Raw genomic sequence first — 19,093 nt, 5'->3', positions numbered from 1 at the left:
AGGAATGATATGCATCGTAATCGTCGCTTGTTGCTGCTCGCTGACACTAGCAATACTGGGTGCCACGACATTCATTGACAAGAACGATAGGAGAAAGAATGATCGAATCCCTTTTGCAGCGTCTCGGCGTGGCGCCCGAACAGTACCAGCACGGTGAGATCGCGGTCTCCACTCCCATCGATGGCAGCGAGATCGGGCGCGTGCACATCGCCACCCCCGACGAAGTCGACACGGCCATCGCCAACGCCCAGCAGGCCTTCGCGGCTTGGCGCCAGGTGCCCGCCCCGCGCCGCGGCGAACTGGTCCGCCTGTTCGGCGAACAACTGCGTCGCCACAAGGAGGACCTTGGTGCCCTGGTGACCTGGGAGTGCGGCAAGATCCTCCAGGAGGGGCTCGGCGAAGTGCAGGAGATGATCGACATCTGCGACCTGGCCGTGGGTCAGTCCCGCCAGCTCTACGGCCTCACCATCGCCTCCGAGCGCCCCGGGCATCACATGCGCGAGAGCTGGCACCCGCTCGGCCCGGTGGGCCTGGTCACTGCCTTCAACTTTCCCGTCGCTCCCTGGGCATGGAATGCGGCGCTGGCACTGGTATGCGGCGACAGCTTGTTGTGGAAGCCCTCCGAGAAGACGCCGCTCACGGCCCTTGCCTGCCAGGCGCTGCTGCAGCGCGCCATGGCCGAGTTCGGCGACGACGCCCCTCGGCACCTCAGCCAGGTAATCACTGGCGAGCGCGCCGCCGGCGAGCAACTGGCAGACGACCCTCGGGTTCCCCTGATCAGCGCCACCGGCAGTACCCGCATGGGCCGCGAGGTAGGCCCCCGTGTTGCCTCCCGCTTCGGCCGCAGCATTCTCGAGCTCGGCGGCAACAACGCCATGATCCTGACGCCCAGCGCCGATCTCGACATGGCCGTGCGCGCCATCCTTTTCTCAGCGGTGGGCACCACCGGGCAGCGCTGTACCACGTTGCGTCGCCTGGTCGTGCACCGCTCCATCAAGGAGGACGTCGTGACCCGCCTCAAGCAGGCTTATGCCGGTGTCAGCATCGGCAACCCGCTCGAAGGCAACCTCATCGGCCCGCTGATCGATCGCCAGGCCTTCGATAGCATGCAGCAAGTGCTGACCCAGGCCCGCGAGCAGGGTGCCAGCGTGTTCGGCGGCCAGCGCCAGTTGGCCGAGCAGTATTCCAAGGGCTACTACGTGGCGCCGGCCATCGTCGAGGTCGACGGTCAGGACGACCTGGTGAGACACGAAACCTTCGCACCGATTCTCTACGTGATCGACTACGAGCAGCTCGGTGAGGCCATTGCACTGAACAACGACGTGCCTCAGGGGCTCTCTTCCTGCATCTTCACCACCGACGTACGCGAAGCCGAAACCTTCGTCTCAGCGGTAGGCAGCGATTGCGGAATCGCCAACGTCAACATCGGCCCCAGTGGGGCGGAAATCGGCGGTGCCTTCGGTGGCGAGAAGGAAACCGGCGGCGGCCGCGAATCGGGCTCCGACGTGTGGAAGAGCTACATGCGCCGCCAGACCAATACCGTGAACTACTCCCGGGAGCTCCCCCTCGCCCAGGGCATCAAGTTCGATTGAACCCGTCGCACCATCGGCCCCGGCACGGCGGCTCGCCGGGGCCTTCCCAAGCGCTCCGACTACGGGAGGCACCATGAAGGAACGCTGTCTCTGGCACGACACCTCACTGGAACCGCCTCTTGACCTGAGTACGCTGCAAGGTAACCACACCACCGATGTATTGGTGATTGGCGGAGGCATCACCGGACTCAGCACCGCCCTGCATCTGGCCGAGGCCGGCGTCAGCGTAACCTTGATCGAGTCGGGCGACGTGCCCAGCGGTGCCTCGGGGCGCAATGTCGGACTGGTCAACGCGGGCTTGTGGATACCGCCGGATGATATCAGCGAGGTTTTTGGCGAGGAGATCGGCGAACGCGCCAACTCCATTCTTGGCGGCGCGCCAGCGGTCGTTTTCTCGCTGATCGAGCGGCATAGCATCGAATGCCAGGCGACCCGTACCGGGACGCTGCATCTGGCCCACAACGGCAAGGGCGACCAGGAGTTGGCACGTCGCGCGGAGCAGCTTCAGCGGCGCGGTGCCCCGGTAGAGCTGCTCGAGGCCGGTGCCTGCCAGCGGCTCGTAGGCACCCAGCGCATCCGCCGCGCCCTCCTCGATCATCGCGCCGGCACAATGAACCCTACCGCCTATACCCGCGGCCTGGCACGTGCCGCCCAAGCAGCCGGAGCACGACTCTTTACGCACAGCGCTGCCACCGGGGTCTGCCGAGCGGGTGAAGATTGGTCGATCACCACCCCCCGTGGCAGCGTCAAGGCCCGCCGCCTGGTACTCGCGACCAATGCCTACACCGAGGATCGCTGGAACGAAATCCGCCATCACTTCTTTTCCGGCCATTTTTTCCAAGTCGCCTCTCGACCGCTACCCGAGGAACTGGCCGGCGATATCCTGCCCGAGCGTCAGGGCGCCTGGGATACCCGCATGGTGCTGAGCAGCATGCGCCGCGACGCCGAGGGCCGCCTGGTCCTCGGCAGCCTGGGCAAGGGTGACGGCAAGCCCGCCGCCTTCCTGCGCTGCTGGGCCAACCGCATCCAGCGTCATTACTTCCCCCAGTTGGGCAGTGTCGAATGGGAATGCAGTTGGAGCGGGCGAATCGGCTTCACACCCGATCATACGCTACGCCTGTTCGAACTCGCGCCTGGAGTACTCGGAGTGTCGGGCTACAACGGCCGCGGTATCACCACCGGCACCGTGGTGGGCAAGGGCTTTGCCCAGTACCTGATCAACGGCGACGACGGCGCCCTGCCCCTGCCGATTCGCTCCCCCAGACCGATACGTGCCAGGTCGTTGCGAAGTTCAAGCTATGAAGGAGGATTCACGCTCTACCATACCGGACAGTGTCTGAAAGTACTGATCTGAGCACTCCAGGACCTATGGCGAGACACCGAGAAGAGGGCCAAAAAGAGACCGAGTCAGCCGGTTCCCCCCCCAATATCCGTTCAAGGAAAGGCGTCGATGGGCACCGGTACCGTGACTTCATCCTTGACCAGTTCCATCACTACGAAGGAGTGCGTCTGATGAACATTCGGCAGCCGGCCAATCTGCTGCACGAGCACGCCGCGGTAATGGGTGATGTCATGGGTTCTCACCTTGAGCAAGTAGTCGAAATTTCCCGCCACCATGTAACAACCCTGCACTTCGGGAATGAGGCGCACGGCCTCGTTGAAGCGTTCCAGGGCATCCTCACTGGTCTTCTCCATGGTCACCAGTACCACCAGAACGTGCCCGGCACCGAGTTGCGCCGGATCCAGGTCGGCGCGATAGCCGCGGATGATTCCGGCCTGCTCGAGTCTACGCACGCGCTGGGCACAGGGTGTCTTGGTGAGATTGACCCGGCTGGCCAGTTCAACGATGGAAAGGCGTCCATGCTCTTGCAGTTGGTAGAGGATCCGGCGATCGATACGATCCAACTTGGTAGCCATATTGCCTACTTATAGGGTTTTAGAAGGACAATAGGAAATGAATCTAGCGTTATTTGGAGCCTATTCCTAGTTGTTTTGGCCAATACTAAGCCTGTAAGGCCTGCAGGAACGATAACAATGACTAGCCATCCCGCGGCCATGCCGCCGAGACATTGATCGCTTCAGTCACTGCGAAACGCAAAGTATCGCTGTAACAGGTAAATATTGGAGGAAATGACTGCACGACCAGATGGTATCCGGCGATTCCAGCCACCGAATCTTATCGGCCCCTGAGACATTGGATCGTCAGGCTGGACATCGATCAAACAACGAGATGAGAAGCAACGCGTATCAACCCCAGGGTAATGACATGACAAGTCCAAAAGAACCAATAGCTTACAAGCAGCCAAGCCTGATGCTGGCGCTGATCCCCGTCGTCCTGACACTGCTGGTACTGGCGGTGCAACTGTTCTATTTCGGCGATTTCACTCCCCATATCCCGCTGGCCATCGGTTTGGCGATCACGTCGCTGGTGGGGGTCAAGCTAGGCTTCCGATGGAGACAGATCGAAGAAGGCGTTTTCCACGTCATCCACGTGTCCCTGCCCTCCGTATCGGTACTGATCTGCGTCGGTATGATCATTGGCGTGTGGATCGCCAGCGGCACGGTGCCCACCCTGATCTACTACGGGCTGACGCTGCTCTCGCCGACCATCTTCCTGGCGGCGGCCATGCTGCTCTGCTCGGTCGTCTCGGTGTCGCTGGGCACTTCCTGGGGCACGGTCGGTACGGTCGGCCTGGCGCTGATGGGCATCGGCGCAGGCTTCGACATCCCGGTGTACTGGACCGCCGGCGCAGTCGTCTCCGGCGCCTTCTTCGGCGACAAGATCTCGCCGCTGTCGGATACCACCAACCTGGCCCCGGCGGTCACCGGAACGGACGTGTTCTCGCACATCAAGAACATGATGCCGACGACAATCCCGGCAATGCTGATCGCTTTCGCCATTTACCTGGCGGCGGGTTTCACCCTGATCGACGACAACAACGCTTCCTTCGAACGGATCGATGCCATCACGGCGGCGCTGCAGGCCAATTTCTCCATCTCGGCCTGGCTGCTGCTGCCTGCGGTGCTGGTCATCGTGCTCGCGATCAAGCGCATGCCGCCCATCCCGTCGCTGTTCGCCGGCGCCCTGGCCGGGGCTGTCACCGCCATGGTCGCGCAGGGAGTCGGTGTGCATGAGGTATTGACCTATGCCAACAGCGGCTATTCGATCGAGACCGGTGTCGCTGCTATGGACAGCCTGCTCAATCGGGGTGGCATCCAGTCGATGATGTGGACCATTTCACTGATCCTCATCGCGCTGGGCTTCGGCGGTGCGCTGGAGAAGACAGGTTGTCTGGAAACGATCATCCGCGCCATCATGACCAAAGTGCGCAGCTTCAAGGGCGTGCAGACAGCCGCAATGCTGACTTCGGTGTCCACCAACCTGGTCGCCGGCGACCCCTACCTCTCCATCGCCCTGCCTGGCCGCATGTATGCTCCCACCTACCGGGGCCTGGGCTACTCGACCCTGAACCTGTCCCGCGCCATCGAAGAAGGCGGCACGCTGATCTCGCCGCTGATTCCGTGGAATGCCGGCGGCGCCTTCGTCATCAGCGCCCTCGGACTCGGTATCGTCGAGGGAAATATCGAGAACCTGCTGTACATTCCGCTGGCCTTCGCCTGCTGGCTGTCGCCGGTGATCGGCCTGATCTATGCGCAGACCGGCCTGTTCTCACCGCGAGCCAGCGAGGAAGAACGCAAGCTCTGGCAGGAACAGGGCGAGGCTGTCGCGACCGACCTGGGCGCCGCGGCTGGCGAAGCTGAAACGGGTGCAGGCACAGCCCCAGCGCCACGGGTGAGTTGAATCGTCAACCCGCCACCGCGCGGGGGAACACGCCCCAACCCAGCAGGCCATGCCTGCTGGGTTTTTTGTTAGTTAATATCGCTTTCGACCTTAACCCGCCTCACTCACCGACCATGCGGCGGAGCTCATCGAGATAGGTCTCCAGCACCAGATTGGGTGGGGCTCCCTTGCGGGTAATGGCGCTGTAATGGGTGAGATAGTGCCATCGCTCGGGATTCAGGGCGTACATCCGGCCGCAACCTACCCAGCGTTCGGCATAGTGGGTCGGCAGGTAGCCGATATAGCGATTGGAAAGGATGAGGAAGGCGATGCCTTCGCGATCCGTGGCCGAGGCGGCCGCCCTGAGCGGCTCATGCAACGCCTTGACCTCAGGCGTCTGGGCATAGGCGGGTACCACGGCATCGCAGTTCGCCAGCTCTCGCTCGGTCACTGCTTCGCTATCGAACAGGGGGTGCCCGGAAGCGCAGTAGAGCTGGGAGGTCTCCGCATAGAGCGAGAGATAATCGAGCCCCGGCAAGGTCTTGAGCGCCGGGATCACCCCGGTATGCAGGCGACCGTCCAGTACCGCCAGCTCGATGTCGCTGGGCGGAATCATGCGAATGTTGATGCGCACGTCCGGGCCGCGCTCCTTGAGCGCGCTGAGGGCGTTTGTGATATGCATCTGCGGCATGGTCACCAGATTGTCGGTAATACCGATATTGAGCTCGCCCTTGAGCCAGGCATGCAGGCCATTGACCCGTGTACGAAACCCTTCCACCGCAGCTAGCAGCTGCATGGTGGCTTCGTAGACTTCCGCTCCCTCGTCGGTCAGCGAGAAGCCACTGCGCCCGCGCTGGCATAGCCGCAGGCCGAGCCGGGTCTCGAGATCGTTCATCGCCATGCTGATGGCGGCGCGGCTGATGTTCAGCTCTACTTCGGCGGCAGAAAAGCCACCGCACTCGACCACTTTGCGGTAGATCTTCAGCAGGCGCAGGTCGGCATCGCTGGGCTGGGCCGAGAGGGTCTTCTTGCGGCGTGACATTGGCGTTTCCGTTACGGCGTGACGTTCGGTTTCGAGGGTATCGCTGCCAGGCAAGAAAGTTAAGTAAACGCTTTCGTTAGATTAAAAAAATCTAGATTTAACTTATCACTGACCCGGACTAGCCTGTCTCCCATATCACCAACAACACGCTATCAGAGGGTGGTGCCATGTCAGTCCAGGAATCCCCACGGGCCGCAGGTTTGAGCCAGGCGCAGCTCGACGCCTACTGGATGCCCTATACCGGCAATCGGCAGTTCAAGCGCGACCCGCGAATCATCGTGGGTGCCGAGGGCAGCTACTTTACCGACGCCGACGGACGCCGCATTTACGATGCTCTTTCCGGCCTGTGGACCTGTGGCACCGGACATGGTCGTCCCGAGATCACCGAGGCCGTGGCCCGGCAGCTGCAGCAGCTGGATTACGCCCCGGCCTTCCAGTACGGCCACCCCAAGGCCTTCGAGCTGGCCCACCGCATTCGTGAACTGACCCCACAGGGGCTCGACTACGTCTTCTTCACCGGCTCCGGCTCCGAGAGTGCCGACACCTCGCTGAAGATCGCCCGCGCCTACTGGCGCAAGAAGGGCAAGCCGACCAAGACCAAGCTGATCGGAAGGGCAAAGGGTTATCACGGCGTCAACTTCGGCGGAATCAGCCTGGGCGGCATCGGCGCCAACCGTGTCCTGTTCGGCCAGGGCATCGATGCCGACCACCTGCCCCACACCCTGCTCGCCGAGAACGCCTTCACCAAGGGCATGCCCGAGCGCGGCGCCGAGCGTGCCGAGGAACTGCTCGAGCTGATCGCCCTCCATGACGCTTCCAACATTGCCGCGGTGATCGTCGAACCCTTGGCCGGGTCGGCCGGCGTGATCCCGCCGCCCAAGGGCTACCTGCAGCGGTTGCGTGAGATCTGCGATGCGCACGACATCCTGCTGATCTTCGACGAGGTCATCACCGGCTTCGGTCGCATGGGTTCCATGACCGGCGCCGAAGAGTTCGGCGTGGTGCCGGACATCATGAACGTGGCCAAGCAGTTGACCAACGGGGCAGTACCGATGGGTGCGGTAATCGTACAGGACGAGATCTACCAGACCTTCATGGAACAGGGTGGCCCCGAGTACATGCTCGAGCTGCCCCACGGCTACACCTACTCCGGCCACCCGGTGGCCTGTGCCGCAGCGCTTGCCGCCCTGGACGTGCTCGAGAACGACCGCCTGATCGAACGCGTGCGTGAGATGAGCCCGGTATTCGAAGCCTCGCTGCACAGCCTCAAGGGCACTCGCTATGTCAGCGACATTCGCAACTACGGGCTCGCCGGCGCCCTGCAGATAGAGAGCTATCCCGGCGAGCCGGCCCGGCGCCCCTTCGAAATCGCCATGAAGTGCTGGGAGAAAGGCTTCTATGTGCGCTACGGCGGCGATACCATCCAGCTCGGTCTGCCCTTCATTGTCGAGCGCGACGAGATCGATCGGCTCGTGAACGTGCTGGGTGAAACCATCGGCGAACTCGACTGATTACAACTGACACTCGTTTAACTAGAGGTACTGAAATGACCACGCTCGGCCATCTGATCAACGGCGCGCGCATCAACAGCGAAGGGCGCACCCAGGATATCTTCAATCCCTCCACCGGCGAGGTCGGTGGCCAGGTCAGCCTGGCCAGCAAGGCCACCGTCGAGGAAGCCGTCGCCGCTGCCCAGGCCGCCTACCCGGCCTGGCGCAACACCCCGCCGGCCAAGCGTGCCCGCGTCATGTTCCGCTTCAAGCAGTTGCTGGAAGAGCATACCGACGAGATCTGCCGACTGATTGGCCAGGAGCACGGCAAGATCGTGCACGATGCCCAGGGCGAACTGCAGCGCGGCATCGAGAACGTGGAGTATGCCTGCGGCGTGCCGGAACTGCTCAAGGGTGAGCACAGCAAGAACGTCGGCCCGGGCATCGATTCGTGGAGCGAGTTCCAGCCGCTGGGCGTAGTCGCCGGCATTACGCCTTTCAACTTCCCGGCCATGGTCCCGCTGTGGATGTACCCGATGGCTATTGCCTGCGGCAATACCTTCGTGCTCAAGCCCTCCGAGCGCGACCCGAGCTCGACGCTGTTCATCGCCGAGCTGGCGCTGGAAGCGGGCCTGCCCGCCGGCGTGCTGAACGTCGTCAACGGCGACAAGGAAGCCGTCGACGCCCTGCTCGACGATCCGCGCGTGCAGGCCGTCAGCTTCGTCGGCTCAACTCCAATCGCCGAGTACATCTACGGCCGCGCCAGCGCCAACGGCAAGCGTTGCCAGGCCCTCGGCGGCGCCAAGAATCACGCCATCGTGATGCCCGATGCCGACATGGACAACGTCGTCAACTCGCTGACCGGGGCCGCATTCGGCTCGTCGGGCGAACGCTGCATGGCGCTGTCCGTAGCCGTCGCCGTAGGCGATGAGGCCGCCGATGCCCTGATCGCCAAGATGCAGGAGCAGATGCAGAGCCTCAAGGTCGGCTCTTTCGCCGATGCCGGCAACGATTTTGGCCCGGTGATCACCAAGGCTCACCAGGAGAAGGTCTGCGGCTACATCGACAGCGCCGAGGCCCAGGGTGCAGAGATCGTGGTCGACGGTCGCGGGGTGCAGGTGCCGGGCTTTGAAAATGGCTTCTATGTAGGTGGCACCCTGATCGACCGCGTGTCCCCCGAGATGACCTGCTATCAGGAGGAAATCTTCGGACCGGTGCTGCTGGTGGTACGCGCGGGCTCCATGCAGGAAGCCATGAAACTGATCGACGATCACGAGTACGGCAACGGCACTTGCATCTATACCCGCGACGGTGAGGCCGCCCGCTACTTCAGCGACAACATCCAGGTCGGCATGGTCGGCATCAACGTACCGCTCCCGGTACCGGTCTCCTACCATAGCTTTGGTGGCTGGAAGCGCTCGCTGTTCGGCGACCTGAGCGCCTACGGCCCGGATGCCGTGCGCTTCTACACCAAGCGCAAGACTATCACCCAGCGTTGGCCGTCGGCCGGGGTCCGCGAAGGCGCGCAGTTCTCCTTCCCCTCCTGAAGCCAGGCGTTAGGCTTGATAAAGCCGAACCAGCCCCTGGTTCGGCTTTATCATTTCTGCTCCTTCCCTCGGGTCGACGGCTATTCTGCTGACAGTGCCTTCAATACCCTTTCGCGAGAAACCCGCTCACGCTCGGCATACAACGCCAGTTCGTCGGCGACAGGTGCCCCCAGAGCCTGCTCGAAGGCTTCGCGATTGGCACTGCCGGTATAGTTGCCGCCGTTTTCACCACCCAGGTTCGATTGGAAGATTCCGGCCGCACTCACCGGCAGGAAGTCCTCATAGGTAAGCGGCCGGGCCGAGACCAGGCCACGCTCGAGCAACTCCTCCAGGCTAGCGCTCTCCACGCATCCGCCGGTTCCGCCGGCTTCGCTGAGACGGTAGTTGAAGAATGCCAGCCCCTCTCGCCGCAGGGTCTTCTCGTCATTGGGAAAGTCGGCGAAGGTCTCTCCGAGCACGCGCTGATGCGCCTCGTTGTCGAGGCCGGCAGTACGGCGTCGGGCATCGCCAAGCAACCTGTCGTAAAGCTCACGTCCCCTGGCGGTCAGCGCCATGCCGCGCTGCTCGATCTCGCCGAAGCGAGCTGTATGAGTGCCCTGCCGCTCGCCGGCGAAGCGAATCCCCTCCTCCAGGGCCTTGAAGCTGGTCTGGCGCAGCAGGATCGGACAGGCGCGACGGGGCGGCCCCTCGATTACCGCCTTGGGATTCATGCCGGCATCGGGCATGCGTCGCTGCGCCTCGTCGATATTCAGCGTGCGCGGCGTCAGGTGGTTGATATGCGGTCCGCGAAAGCAGACTACGTCGGCGATCAGGCGATGCTCGGCATTCAACGCCTCGTAGGTTTCCAGGTCCACCGTGGCCTCGCGATGCCAGCGGAAGGTCTCTAGAGCCTCGGCGATGAAGCGTTCGCTCTGCTCCTCATCAAGCCCGCCCTGTGCTTCATGCAGTGCGATCGACTCACGGCAGCCCTCGGTGAAGATGTCGCGCCGAGCCAGAATCGCAGTGGCACGCTCCCGCAATGCCTGGCTCTCGATCAGCTCGAGGCGCAGCAGCGAGGTGAAGACCCGGAAAGGGTTACGGGCCAGCGCCGTCTCGTCGATGGGTCGGAAGGCAGTGGCGTGTACCGGTACCCCGGCTGCGGAAAGGTCGTAGTAGCCCACCGGAACCATGCCCATGACCGCGAACAGCCGGCGCAGCATAGCCAACTCCTCGGCCGTTCCCACGCGGATAGCGCCATGGCGCTCGGCATCGAGGCGTTCCAGCTCGCCATGAGCTGCCAGGCGCTCAGCCAGCGCGGGGTCGGCCTCCAGGGTTTCCCGGTTAACGCGTTCGACCAGTTCGAGCAGGGTCCCGTACTGGGGCACCTCGGCCTGGTACATGGCCGACATGGCCTGGGCAAAACGCTCACGAATGTCGTCGGAAGATAGAAAACGGGATACGGGCACCTTCATGCCTCCTTGGTATCAAGTTGAATGAGTGATTCCAGGCCACGCTCAATGCGAGCGAGTCCTTCCATCATGACTTCAGGCTCGGCGGTCAGGGGTGCCAGCAGGCGCAGCACGTTACGCCGACGGCCGCTCGGCATCAGCAGTACACCGGCCTCACGCGCCGCCGACAGCAGCCTGGCCAGATGCTCGCCGCCGCAGGCTCGGGCGGTATCCTTGAAGACGATTCCGCGCATTGCGCCCACCCCGGTGAGCGCCCCCACCATCGGAAAGCGCCCGCTTGCCTGCCAGCGCCGATGGGCCTCGACGATCAGCCTCTCCTGAGTTTTGCCCCAGGCGGCCAGGGCCTCCTCGCTCATCAGCGCCATCACCGCCCGTGCTGCGGCACAGGCCACGGCATTACCCGAATAGGTGCCGCCCAAACCGCCCTTGGGAACGGCATCCATGAGCTCCGCCCTGCCCACCACCGCCGCCAGCGGCAGCCCTGCGGCCATGCTCTTGCCCATCAGCAGCAGGTCGGGCTCGATTCCCAGGGGGGAGAAAGCGAAGCGCGACCCGGTTCGCCCGAACCCCGACTGGATCTCGTCGAGGATGAGCACGATGCCGTGACGATCACACACGCCGCGCAGCCGCGTGGCGAAGTCACGACACAGCGGCCGGAAGCCCCCTTCACCCTGGACCGGCTCGACGACGACGCACGCCACCTCATCGGCTGGTGTTTCGACCTCGAAAAGACGCTCCAATGCGGCCATCGCCTGGACGGCGTCGATATCACTGTCGCCACTGGGAAAGGGGATATGGTGAACCGGGCCAGGCAAGGCACCCAGCCGGCTCTTGTGGGGTTTGACCTTGCCGTTGAGATTCAAGGCTGCCAGCGTGCGGCCGTGGAACCCATCGTCGAAGGCGATGACCGTCTGCCGTCCGGTCGCCGCGCGCGCCACCTTCATCGCATTCTCGGTGGCCTCAGCCCCGCTGTTGGTCAACATGCAGGAGAGCGGATAAGAAACGGGCACGAAGGCGGCCAAGGCTTCGGCCACTTCCAGATAGCCGCGGTGCGGCACGGCATTGAACGCCGAATGCATCAGCGTATCGACCTGTGCCTTTACCGCCTCGATGATGGCGGGGTGCGAATGCCCCAGGTTGAGTACACCGATGCCGCCTACGAAGTCGATGTATCGGTTGCCGCGCTCATCCCACACTTCGGCATTGCGCCCCCGCTCGATGCAGATGGGATGTATGACGCCCAAAGCTTGGCTGATGTGAGGAAAATCCATATCGAATGACTGCACTCGTCAAAGGTTCAAGTGGCTTCAATGAGAGCAGACGGCCAACCTGTTTCACAAACGAAAAAAAGACGCCTATGCATTCGCAAAAGTTATGAAAGAAGGCGCCTTTAAAGGGTTAATGCGTATTTTCAGCCCGATGGAAGCAGGATGTGCCTTAACCATTCCGAAATGGATGAATCAAAGCCCCTTGGGAGCGAAGATTCCCGGCGCGTTCCGCCAGTAGCCCTTGTAATCCATGCCGAAGCCGAACACGTAGCGATCGACCACTTCCAGGCTGCAGTAGTCGGCCTTGAGACCGGGTACCGACTTGCGGTCGTGGCGCTTGTCGACCAGAACGGCGGTAGAGATGCTGGCCGCCCCCGCCTCTCGGCAATAGGCGAGTATCGCCGCCAGGGTGGCGCCTTCGTCGAGGATGTCGTCGACGATCACCACGTGGCGATCGGCCATCGGTATCTCCGGCGAGACCCGCCAGAACAGTTCGCCCCCGCGCAGGCCGCCGCGATAGCGTGTCGCATGGAGGTAATCGACCTCCAGCGGGAAGCCCAGGCGGGTCAGCAGGTGACCTGTGGTAATCAACCCGCCGTTCATCACGCAATAGAACACCGGCAGCTTGTCGCCCAGATCGGCGGTGATCTGCTCGGCCATGCGGTCGAGCGCACGCTCTACCTCATCATGGCTGATCAGGCAGTCGGCGTTCTCCATGACATCGCGCATGGTGGCCAGGGATTCGAGATAATCGGCTTCGAGTTTGGGCATGAAGGACTCGTATCAATGCAGGTAAACGAATGAGAAACGAACAGGCAAGTCAGAGCGACGCCATGGCTTCGAGCCGTGCGTGCACACGACGCCAGCGCCCCAGGGCCTCGAGCGCCTCGATGTCGGGACGCGCCCGGCCGTAGCGGAAGCGCGCCGTCAGCCGTGTCGTCCGCCCCTGACAGGCTTCCAATACTTCGAGCGCAGCAGCACGATCGTTGCACACCAGCACCATGTCGCAACCGGCATCCAGCGCGGCCAGGGCTCGCTCACCCGGTGTACCGGCGAAGCTGGCGCCCGCCATGCCGAGATCGTCTGAGAAGATGGTGCCCTTGAAACCAAGCGACTCGCGCAGCAGGCCCAGCCAGCTACCGGAGAAGCCCGCTGGACGCGAGTCGAAGGCGGAATAGATGACGTGGGCCGGCATGATGCCATCGAGCCGGGAGGCGAGCTCGGCGAAGGGTATCAGGTCGTGCTGGCGAAGCGCCTCGAGCGGGCGAGCGTCCACCGGCAGTTCAAGGTGGGAATCTGCCGCCACGCCGCCATGCCCGGGAAAGTGCTTGCCCACCGCCGCCATGCCGGCTTCGTGCAGGCCGGCGATGAACGCACCGCCCATGGCCGCCACGGCCTGAGGGCTGGAAGATAAACTGCGATCGCCAATGACGCTGGAGATGCCGGTATCGACATCAAGCACCGGAGCAAAGCTGAGGTCGAGCCCACAGGCGGCCATCTCCATGCCCAATAACCATCCGGTATCCAGGCACAGCCTCAGGGTCACTTCCGGCGTCGCCTCATAGTCACGGCCGATACGGCCCATGGCGGGCAGGCGAGTCACGCCTTCGCGGAGCCGCTGGACACGACCGCCTTCCTGGTCTATGGCCAGCAGCAACTCAGGGCGAACGCGCCGAATGCCGTCGCAAAGCTCCCGCACCTGCCGCGCATGCTCGACATTGCGGCCGAACAGGATGACACCTCCCACCTCGGGACGCTTGAGCAGTGCGCGCTCTTCTTTACGTAATGCGGTGCCTTCCAGATCGAGCATCACCGGGCCGTGGGTCTGGGTCATGATCGGAGTCCTTGGGGCAGAAAGGGAGCTGATTCTAGACTAAAGCCGCCTACGGCAACAGCCATCCATGGCACACCTGATTCGAACTCTGTTGGAACCGGCAAGCGGCCCTATTGGGTCATTCGTGCAGCCAGACGGGAGTGCCCGGCAATGCCAGGGCGAAGACTTCCAGCAACGCCTCGTCACGCATGCGAATACAACCATGCGAACGGGGTGCCCCCATCGGCTGGTCCGGCGGTGTGCCGTGTAGATAGATATAGCGCCTCTGGGAGTCGACGTCGCCACCTCGATTGACATCACGCTCGAGTCCGCACAGCCACAGAATGCGGGTCAATATCCAGTCACGTTCGGGGTGGGCGTCAGCCAGTGCCGCGCTATAGACCTCGCCGGTAGGGCGCCGGCCGCGAAACACCGTACCCGCCGGCTGACCGGCACCGATCGCCGCCCGCACGTAATGCCAGCCCAACGGTGTGCAACCGCTGCTCTCGCGCTGCCCCGTGCCCGCCAGCGCCGTCGACACCAGCCACTCCCTCTGGGGCTGCTCGCCCAGCCACTGGATGAGGCATTGGCGACCGATATCGACCTCCAACCAGCACCCATCCCGGGGCGGCAATGCATCCAGCCGAGGGGTGTGCATGTCAGCTCGCCTTGGCCGGCTGCGCGGCGGGTGGCGGCGGTAGAGGCGCGTTCATGGCAGCAACTACCACAGGGCGCAAGCGTCGGATCAAATCGCGCACCGAGACGTGCTCCTGGTAGTCCTTCTCGGCGATATCGCGCAGCGCGTCGAGGCCGGACAGCGTGAAGATCACCGTACCGAGAACGAAATGCAGGCGCCAGAATCGCTCGGCATCGGGCAGCTCCGGGGTGGCGCGCCTTACCAACTCGGTAAAGCGGGTAAAGACGCTGCCGTACTCTTCTTGGATGTGGCGCCGCAAGTGCCCTTGAGCCTGACTGTAGGCAAGCCCCAGCAGCTTCATGAACACCTTCAGGCTGTGCTTCTCTGCGGGTACTTCGAGCACGGTTCGCGCCATGGTTTCCAGTAGCTCTTCAAGCGGAATGACGCCGCCGGCGTGACGCGCCTCCAACTCATCCAGGGCGTGATGGAAACGCATGGTAAAGGGATCGAGATAACGAGAGAAGACCGCCTGGATCAGTGCTTTCTTCGAGCCGAAGTGGTAATTGACCGCGGCGAGATTGACGCGTGCCTTGCTGGTGATGGTACGCAGCGAGGTCTCGGCGAAGCCGCGCTCGGCGAACAGCACCTCGGCAGTGTCGAGAATACGGGTGACGGTATCGGTCTGGGCCATGATCAGTTCCCGCTGGAAACGTCTGTTTTAAACATTACAAAAGTCTACGTCATTACGACTCGTCACTCAATGAATAGACAACCAGTAGCGTTTTAAACGTCTTCAGACGCTTGGCGGCGATGAACGATCCCCTTTTTACTGTATGGGCTTCCATGCTGTATACTTGACCAATACGGCAGTCACGCCACTGGAGTTTGCCATGACACGCCCTCTCACCTCGCGCCAACAGAACGTTTATGACTTCATCGTCAAGACCATGAACGAGTTCGGCTACCCTCCGACCCGTGCTGAAATTGCCCGGGCGCTGGGTTTTCGCTCTCCCAATGCCGCCGAGGAACATCTGCGAGCACTCGAGCGCAAGGGGGTCATCAGAGTGATCCGCGGCACCTCTCGTGGCATTCGCTTGCCGGCCCAGGAGGCCGACGCCGCTGTCAACGAGCCGAATGCCGAGGGGCTACCGATCATTGGCGAGGTCGCGGCCGGCAGCCCCGTTCTCGCCGCCGAGCACATCGACCGCTACTGTCCCCTGCCCCCGGAATTCTTCACACCCCGGGCCGATTACCTGCTCAAGGTCCGCGGGCTTTCGATGAAGGATGCGGGCATCCTGGAAGGCGACCTGCTGGCCGTGCACCGCACCGACCGCGTGCGCGACGGCCAGATCGTGGTGGCACGGCTGGAGGACGAGGTCACGGTCAAGCGCTTCCACCGTCAGGGGCACCGCGTGGTGCTGGAAGCCGAAAACGCTGACTTCGCTCCCATCGAGGTGGACTTGCGCCATCAGCCGCTCGAAATCGAGGGTATCGGGGTGGGAGTCATACGCGGCGGCAGCGGCCAAGCTTTGGGTTGATCGCTTCCTGAACTCGACCATACGGCGTTGGAGCTCTCCTCGGAATGCTCATTGACTACAGTCAACTCCGCTTCCTCGTCGAGTTCCGCTTTGTCTGGTCGTCGCCCAGAAAGCGCTCCAGTTGAGCGGAACAACGTATCGATGAGCCGCAAGATCCTGCACGCCGATTGCGATTGCTTCTACGCCGCAGTGGAGATGCGCGACAACCCGGCGTTGCGCGATATTCCCTTGGCGATCGGCGGCAGCGCCGAAGGGCGCGGCGTCATCTCGACCTGCAATTACCCGGCCCGGGCCTACGGCATCCATTCCGCCATGCCGACGGCGCGGGCGTTGCGCTTGTGCCCTCACCTCACTCTGTTGCCCGGCGACTTCGATCGCTACCGTGAGGCTTCGCGGCAGCTACTGGCGATCTTTCATGAGCTGACACCGCTGGTGGAGCCGCTCTCCCTGGACGAGGCCTTTCTCGACGTCACCGACGTGACCCGCTTCTCGGGCAGCGCCACCTGGATGGCACGCTGGCTGAAGGAGGAATGCACCAAGCGCGTGGGTATTACCGTCTCGGTGGGTGCCGCCCCAGCAAAATTCCTGGCCAAGATTGCCAGCGACTGGGAGAAGCCGGACGGCCTCACCGTAATCACGCCGCCCCAAGTGGACGACTTCGTGAGCGCGCTCCCGGTAACCAAGCTGCACGGCGTCGGGCCGGCCACGGCCAAGCGCCTTCAAACCCTGGAGATCGCTACCTGTGCCGACCTTCAGCGCGTTCCGCTGGAACGTCTGCTGCAGGAATTCGGCAAGTTCGGGCGGCGCCTGTTCGAGCTGGCACGTGGCATCGACGACCGGCCGGTACGCATCGAGCGCGAGCGCAAATCGGTGAGCGTGGAGACTACCTTCGCCACCGATCTGCCCGACCTGGCGAACTGCCACACTCAGCTGCCACCGCTATACGAACGCCTCGAGGCACGCCTTGCCCGCCATGGCCACCCGCCTATTGCTGGTGTTTTCGTCAAGGTGCGCTTCGACGACTTCTCTCTCACCACTCTCGATTCCCGTGGCGGCCTGCCCACGCTCGACACCTTCACCACGCTGATGGAACAGGCATGGGCCAGGCGTCAGCGTCCGGTGCGCCTGCTGGGCGTCGGGGTACGGCTGGTGGCTGACGACGCTCGGCGCCAGCTCAGCCTGCCACTGTAGGCTCACTTGGTATCGATATAGCGGTGATCGTTGAATGTCGCGACCCACTCGGGGTGGTAGACCATCAGCACACTGAGCAGCATGCCGGTGATGAAGGCTTCCGAGGGCATAAGCAACGGCAGGAACAGCGCGTACTCCTTGGCCAAATAGACCGCCTCAGGATCGGTAGCACCCAGCATTACCAACCCCAAGCCCGCGAGCCCGGTACCCAGGGTAGCCAGCGCCGCGCCGAAGAAACCGCATACAAAGAGGAAGATCATCAGGTTATCAGGCAGGTAGCGATCCACGATACGCCATATCGCCACCATGATTGCGATCGGCACCACTCCGGTGATCAGCACGTTAACGCCCAGCAGAGGCCAGCCTGCCTTGCCCAGCACGACCAGCGCGAGGTTGGCCAACAGGTTGGTCAGCAAGGCCAGCGGCGCCTTGAAGATCAGCGTCATCAATACCGTCAGCATCAGGTGCAAGGTCAGCCAGTCGACCGACTGAGCCCTGAGCTGCCATAACAGCATGACCGCCACGCTCGCAGCCAGCCAGCGATGCTGCAAGCCACGATCGGCCAACAGGCTCTGCCAGGGGCGCTGCATCAGCCCCAGGAACAGCCCCACAAGTGAGATCGGCCCGCAGGCAATCAACAACCATGAGGCTAGAATCGGCTCGGAAAAACTCATTGCCGCATTACCTACCGGCGTCAGGCAAAGACAACGGTCTTGTTGCCGTGAATCAGCACCCGATCCTCCAGATGCCAGCGCAAACCGCGTGCCAGTACCGCCTTCTCCACATCGCGGCCGAAACGGACCAGGTCCTGTGGCGTATGGCAGTGACTCACGCGGTGTATGTCCTGTTCGATGATCGGCCCGGCATCGAGTTCCTCGGTCACGTAGTGACAGGTGGCACCGATCAGCTTGACCCCTCGCGAGTGCGCCTGGTGGTAAGGCCTTGCACCGGCAAACGACGGCAGGAAGCTGTGGTGGATATTGATCACCCTGCCGGCATAGCGCTGGCAGATTCGCGGCGGCAGGATCTGCATGTAGCGGGCCAGCACTACGCTATCGGCTTCCAGCGCTTCGACATGCCGCTCCACTTCGTCGAAAGCCGCACTCTTGTCATCGCCAACCGGCACGTGGTGATACGGCAGGCCATGCCACTCGACCATGCTGCGCATGTCGTCGTGATTCGAGATGACGCCGACGATATCGCCCTCCAGCTCCCCTGCCGTCCAACGATAAAGCAGGTCGACCAAGCAGTGTGACTCGCGCGAAGCCAGGATCACTACCCGCGGCCGTCGACGCGTATCGCGTAGCGCCCAATCCATGTCGAATTCACGGGCTACCGGCTCGAAAGCCTCCTTCAGCTCGCCGGCAGTCATGCCGATGGAATCGGTGAGTATTTCGTAACGCATGAAGAAGCGCCCGGCTTCCAGGTCGGAGTGCTGGCTCGCCTCCGTGATGGAACCACCGTGGCCGGCGATGAAACCGGAAACGCGAGCCACGATGCCGCGGCGATCGGGGCAGGAAACGACGAGACGATAATAGTGAGACATGGGCCCAACCTGGTGCGGACGTTATTCAAGGAAGCAGGCATTGTAGCGAACTCATCAGACCCGGGACACGTCCAACGTCCAACTCCGCCACTCACTACCGGCATCGCATTGTGGTGAGTCGCGACGTTGCCGTATAGTGAAGTTTCCATTGTCTGGTCATGATTTGCCGATGCATTCGACTCAAGCCACCATACGTCCCC

At 62.8% G+C, this 19,093-nt stretch carries 17 protein-coding genes; 7 read left to right on the top strand and 10 right to left on the bottom strand.

The annotated features are described in order from the left end of the window. Positions 1 to 98 precede the first annotated feature (98 nt). On the top strand, positions 99 to 1,592 hold the full coding sequence (gene amaB, locus HNO52_RS09355; RefSeq protein WP_197568860.1) for an L-piperidine-6-carboxylate dehydrogenase: 1,494 nt from the start codon (positions 99 to 101) through the stop codon (positions 1,590 to 1,592). A gap of 73 nt (positions 1,593 to 1,665) precedes the next feature. Continuing rightward, complete coding sequence (gene amaA / locus HNO52_RS09350) at positions 1,666 to 2,946, top strand: L-pipecolate oxidase (RefSeq protein ID WP_197568859.1); 1,281 nt, start codon at positions 1,666 to 1,668, stop codon at positions 2,944 to 2,946. Between the two features lie 80 nt (positions 2,947 to 3,026). Here the strand turns inward: amaA and HNO52_RS09345 are convergent, their stop codons facing one another. Then, on the bottom strand, positions 3,027 to 3,509 hold the full coding sequence (locus tag HNO52_RS09345; protein WP_197568858.1) for an Lrp/AsnC family transcriptional regulator: 483 nt from the start codon (positions 3,507 to 3,509) through the stop codon (positions 3,027 to 3,029). 349 nt (positions 3,510 to 3,858) lie between these two features. Here HNO52_RS09345 and nhaC point away from each other — a divergent pair, with 349 nt between their 5' ends. Beyond that, complete coding sequence (gene nhaC / locus HNO52_RS09340; protein ID WP_197568857.1) at positions 3,859 to 5,394, top strand: Na+/H+ antiporter NhaC; 1,536 nt, start codon at positions 3,859 to 3,861, stop codon at positions 5,392 to 5,394. Positions 5,395 to 5,494: 100 nt separating this feature from the next. Here nhaC and HNO52_RS09335 read toward each other — a convergent pair whose 3' ends face one another. After that, on the bottom strand, positions 5,495 to 6,415 hold the full coding sequence (locus HNO52_RS09335; protein ID WP_197568856.1) for a LysR family transcriptional regulator: 921 nt from the start codon (positions 6,413 to 6,415) through the stop codon (positions 5,495 to 5,497). Between the two features lie 167 nt (positions 6,416 to 6,582). On the opposite strand from HNO52_RS09335, the gene aptA reads away from it, so the two are divergent. Further along, positions 6,583 to 7,926 (top strand): omega-aminotransferase AptA, encoded by a 1,344-nt coding sequence (aptA, locus tag HNO52_RS09330; protein ID WP_197568855.1) that lies wholly within the window; start codon positions 6,583 to 6,585, stop codon positions 7,924 to 7,926. Between the two features lie 35 nt (positions 7,927 to 7,961). Beyond that, on the top strand, positions 7,962 to 9,452 hold the full coding sequence (locus tag HNO52_RS09325; RefSeq protein WP_197568854.1) for a CoA-acylating methylmalonate-semialdehyde dehydrogenase: 1,491 nt from the start codon (positions 7,962 to 7,964) through the stop codon (positions 9,450 to 9,452). An 80-nt stretch (positions 9,453 to 9,532) separates the two neighbouring features. Here HNO52_RS09325 and hglS read toward each other — a convergent pair whose 3' ends face one another. From hglS to HNO52_RS09295, 6 genes are all read right to left on the bottom strand, one after another. Next, positions 9,533 to 10,897 carry a 2-oxoadipate dioxygenase/decarboxylase HglS gene (hglS, locus tag HNO52_RS09320; RefSeq protein WP_269476083.1) on the bottom strand — a complete coding sequence of 455 codons (1,365 nt, stop codon included), beginning with the start codon at positions 10,895 to 10,897 and terminating at the stop codon, positions 9,533 to 9,535. A 2-nt stretch (positions 10,898 to 10,899) separates the two neighbouring features. Next, a complete protein-coding gene (locus HNO52_RS09315; RefSeq protein ID WP_197568852.1) occupies positions 10,900 to 12,171 on the bottom strand; it encodes a 2-aminoadipate transaminase in 1,272 nt (423 codons plus the stop codon). Between the two features lie 189 nt (positions 12,172 to 12,360). Continuing rightward, positions 12,361 to 12,939: a hypoxanthine-guanine phosphoribosyltransferase gene (locus HNO52_RS09310; protein WP_197568851.1), complete on the bottom strand. Its 579-nt coding sequence runs from the start codon at positions 12,937 to 12,939 to the stop codon at positions 12,361 to 12,363. A 49-nt stretch (positions 12,940 to 12,988) separates the two neighbouring features. Beyond that, the gene (gene nagZ, locus HNO52_RS09305; protein ID WP_197568850.1) at positions 12,989 to 14,002 is read right to left on the bottom strand and encodes a beta-N-acetylhexosaminidase; all 1,014 of its coding nucleotides are present in this window, start codon (positions 14,000 to 14,002) and stop codon (positions 12,989 to 12,991) included. A 118-nt stretch (positions 14,003 to 14,120) separates the two neighbouring features. Next, positions 14,121 to 14,639, bottom strand: coding sequence for a L,D-transpeptidase (locus HNO52_RS09300; RefSeq protein WP_197568849.1), 519 nt, complete (start codon positions 14,637 to 14,639; stop codon positions 14,121 to 14,123). A gap of 1 nt (position 14,640) precedes the next feature. Then, complete coding sequence (locus HNO52_RS09295) at positions 14,641 to 15,309, bottom strand: TetR/AcrR family transcriptional regulator (protein WP_197568848.1); 669 nt, start codon at positions 15,307 to 15,309, stop codon at positions 14,641 to 14,643. A gap of 199 nt (positions 15,310 to 15,508) precedes the next feature. Between HNO52_RS09295 and lexA the strand changes: the two genes are divergently transcribed. Together lexA and dinB are read left to right on the top strand one after the other, a co-directional pair. Continuing rightward, complete coding sequence (gene lexA, locus HNO52_RS09290) at positions 15,509 to 16,156, top strand: transcriptional repressor LexA (RefSeq protein ID WP_197568847.1); 648 nt, start codon at positions 15,509 to 15,511, stop codon at positions 16,154 to 16,156. 141 nt (positions 16,157 to 16,297) lie between these two features. After that, positions 16,298 to 17,347 (top strand): DNA polymerase IV, encoded by a 1,050-nt coding sequence (dinB, locus tag HNO52_RS09285; protein WP_197568846.1) that lies wholly within the window; start codon positions 16,298 to 16,300, stop codon positions 17,345 to 17,347. 2 nt (positions 17,348 to 17,349) lie between these two features. Here the strand turns inward: dinB and HNO52_RS09280 are convergent, their stop codons facing one another. Together HNO52_RS09280 and purU are read right to left on the bottom strand one after the other, a co-directional pair. Beyond that, positions 17,350 to 18,021: an energy-coupling factor ABC transporter permease gene (locus HNO52_RS09280; RefSeq protein WP_197568845.1), complete on the bottom strand. Its 672-nt coding sequence runs from the start codon at positions 18,019 to 18,021 to the stop codon at positions 17,350 to 17,352. A gap of 20 nt (positions 18,022 to 18,041) precedes the next feature. Beyond that, the gene (gene purU, locus HNO52_RS09275) at positions 18,042 to 18,893 is read right to left on the bottom strand and encodes a formyltetrahydrofolate deformylase (protein WP_197568844.1); all 852 of its coding nucleotides are present in this window, start codon (positions 18,891 to 18,893) and stop codon (positions 18,042 to 18,044) included. Between the last annotated feature and the right edge of the window lie 200 nt (positions 18,894 to 19,093).

Source organism: Halomonas sp. MCCC 1A13316 (assembly GCF_014931605.1).
Lineage (GTDB): Bacteria > Pseudomonadota > Gammaproteobacteria > Pseudomonadales > Halomonadaceae > Halomonas.
The sequence above is the reverse complement of the archived record's forward strand: the minus strand, read 5'-3'. Positions and strand labels throughout refer to the sequence as shown.

Excerpts from the sequence above, each read along its gene's own strand:
- HNO52_RS09345 (WP_197568858.1), bottom strand. The coding sequence starts at position 3,509 with ATGGCTACCAAGTTGGATCGTATCGATCGCCGGATCCTCTACCAACTG.
- HNO52_RS09310 (WP_197568851.1), bottom strand. The coding sequence starts at position 12,939 with ATGCCCAAACTCGAAGCCGATTATCTCGAATCCCTGGCCACCATGCGC.
- HNO52_RS09280 (WP_197568845.1), bottom strand. The coding sequence starts at position 18,021 with ATGAGTTTTTCCGAGCCGATTCTAGCCTCATGGTTGTTGATTGCCTGC.
- amaA (WP_197568859.1), top strand. The coding sequence starts at position 1,666 with ATGAAGGAACGCTGTCTCTGGCACGACACCTCACTGGAACCGCCTCTT.
- HNO52_RS09335 (WP_197568856.1), bottom strand. The coding sequence starts at position 6,415 with ATGTCACGCCGCAAGAAGACCCTCTCGGCCCAGCCCAGCGATGCCGAC.
- dinB (WP_197568846.1), top strand. The coding sequence starts at position 16,298 with ATGAGCCGCAAGATCCTGCACGCCGATTGCGATTGCTTCTACGCCGCA.
- lexA (WP_197568847.1), top strand. The coding sequence starts at position 15,509 with ATGACACGCCCTCTCACCTCGCGCCAACAGAACGTTTATGACTTCATC.
- HNO52_RS09295 (WP_197568848.1), bottom strand. The coding sequence starts at position 15,309 with ATGGCCCAGACCGATACCGTCACCCGTATTCTCGACACTGCCGAGGTG.
- nagZ (WP_197568850.1), bottom strand. The coding sequence starts at position 14,002 with ATGACCCAGACCCACGGCCCGGTGATGCTCGATCTGGAAGGCACCGCA.
- purU (WP_197568844.1), bottom strand. The coding sequence starts at position 18,893 with ATGTCTCACTATTATCGTCTCGTCGTTTCCTGCCCCGATCGCCGCGGC.
- amaB (WP_197568860.1), top strand. The coding sequence starts at position 99 with ATGATCGAATCCCTTTTGCAGCGTCTCGGCGTGGCGCCCGAACAGTAC.
- nhaC (WP_197568857.1), top strand. The coding sequence starts at position 3,859 with ATGACAAGTCCAAAAGAACCAATAGCTTACAAGCAGCCAAGCCTGATG.
- HNO52_RS09325 (WP_197568854.1), top strand. The coding sequence starts at position 7,962 with ATGACCACGCTCGGCCATCTGATCAACGGCGCGCGCATCAACAGCGAA.
- HNO52_RS09315 (WP_197568852.1), bottom strand. The coding sequence starts at position 12,171 with ATGGATTTTCCTCACATCAGCCAAGCTTTGGGCGTCATACATCCCATC.
- aptA (WP_197568855.1), top strand. The coding sequence starts at position 6,583 with ATGTCAGTCCAGGAATCCCCACGGGCCGCAGGTTTGAGCCAGGCGCAG.
- HNO52_RS09300 (WP_197568849.1), bottom strand. The coding sequence starts at position 14,639 with ATGCACACCCCTCGGCTGGATGCATTGCCGCCCCGGGATGGGTGCTGG.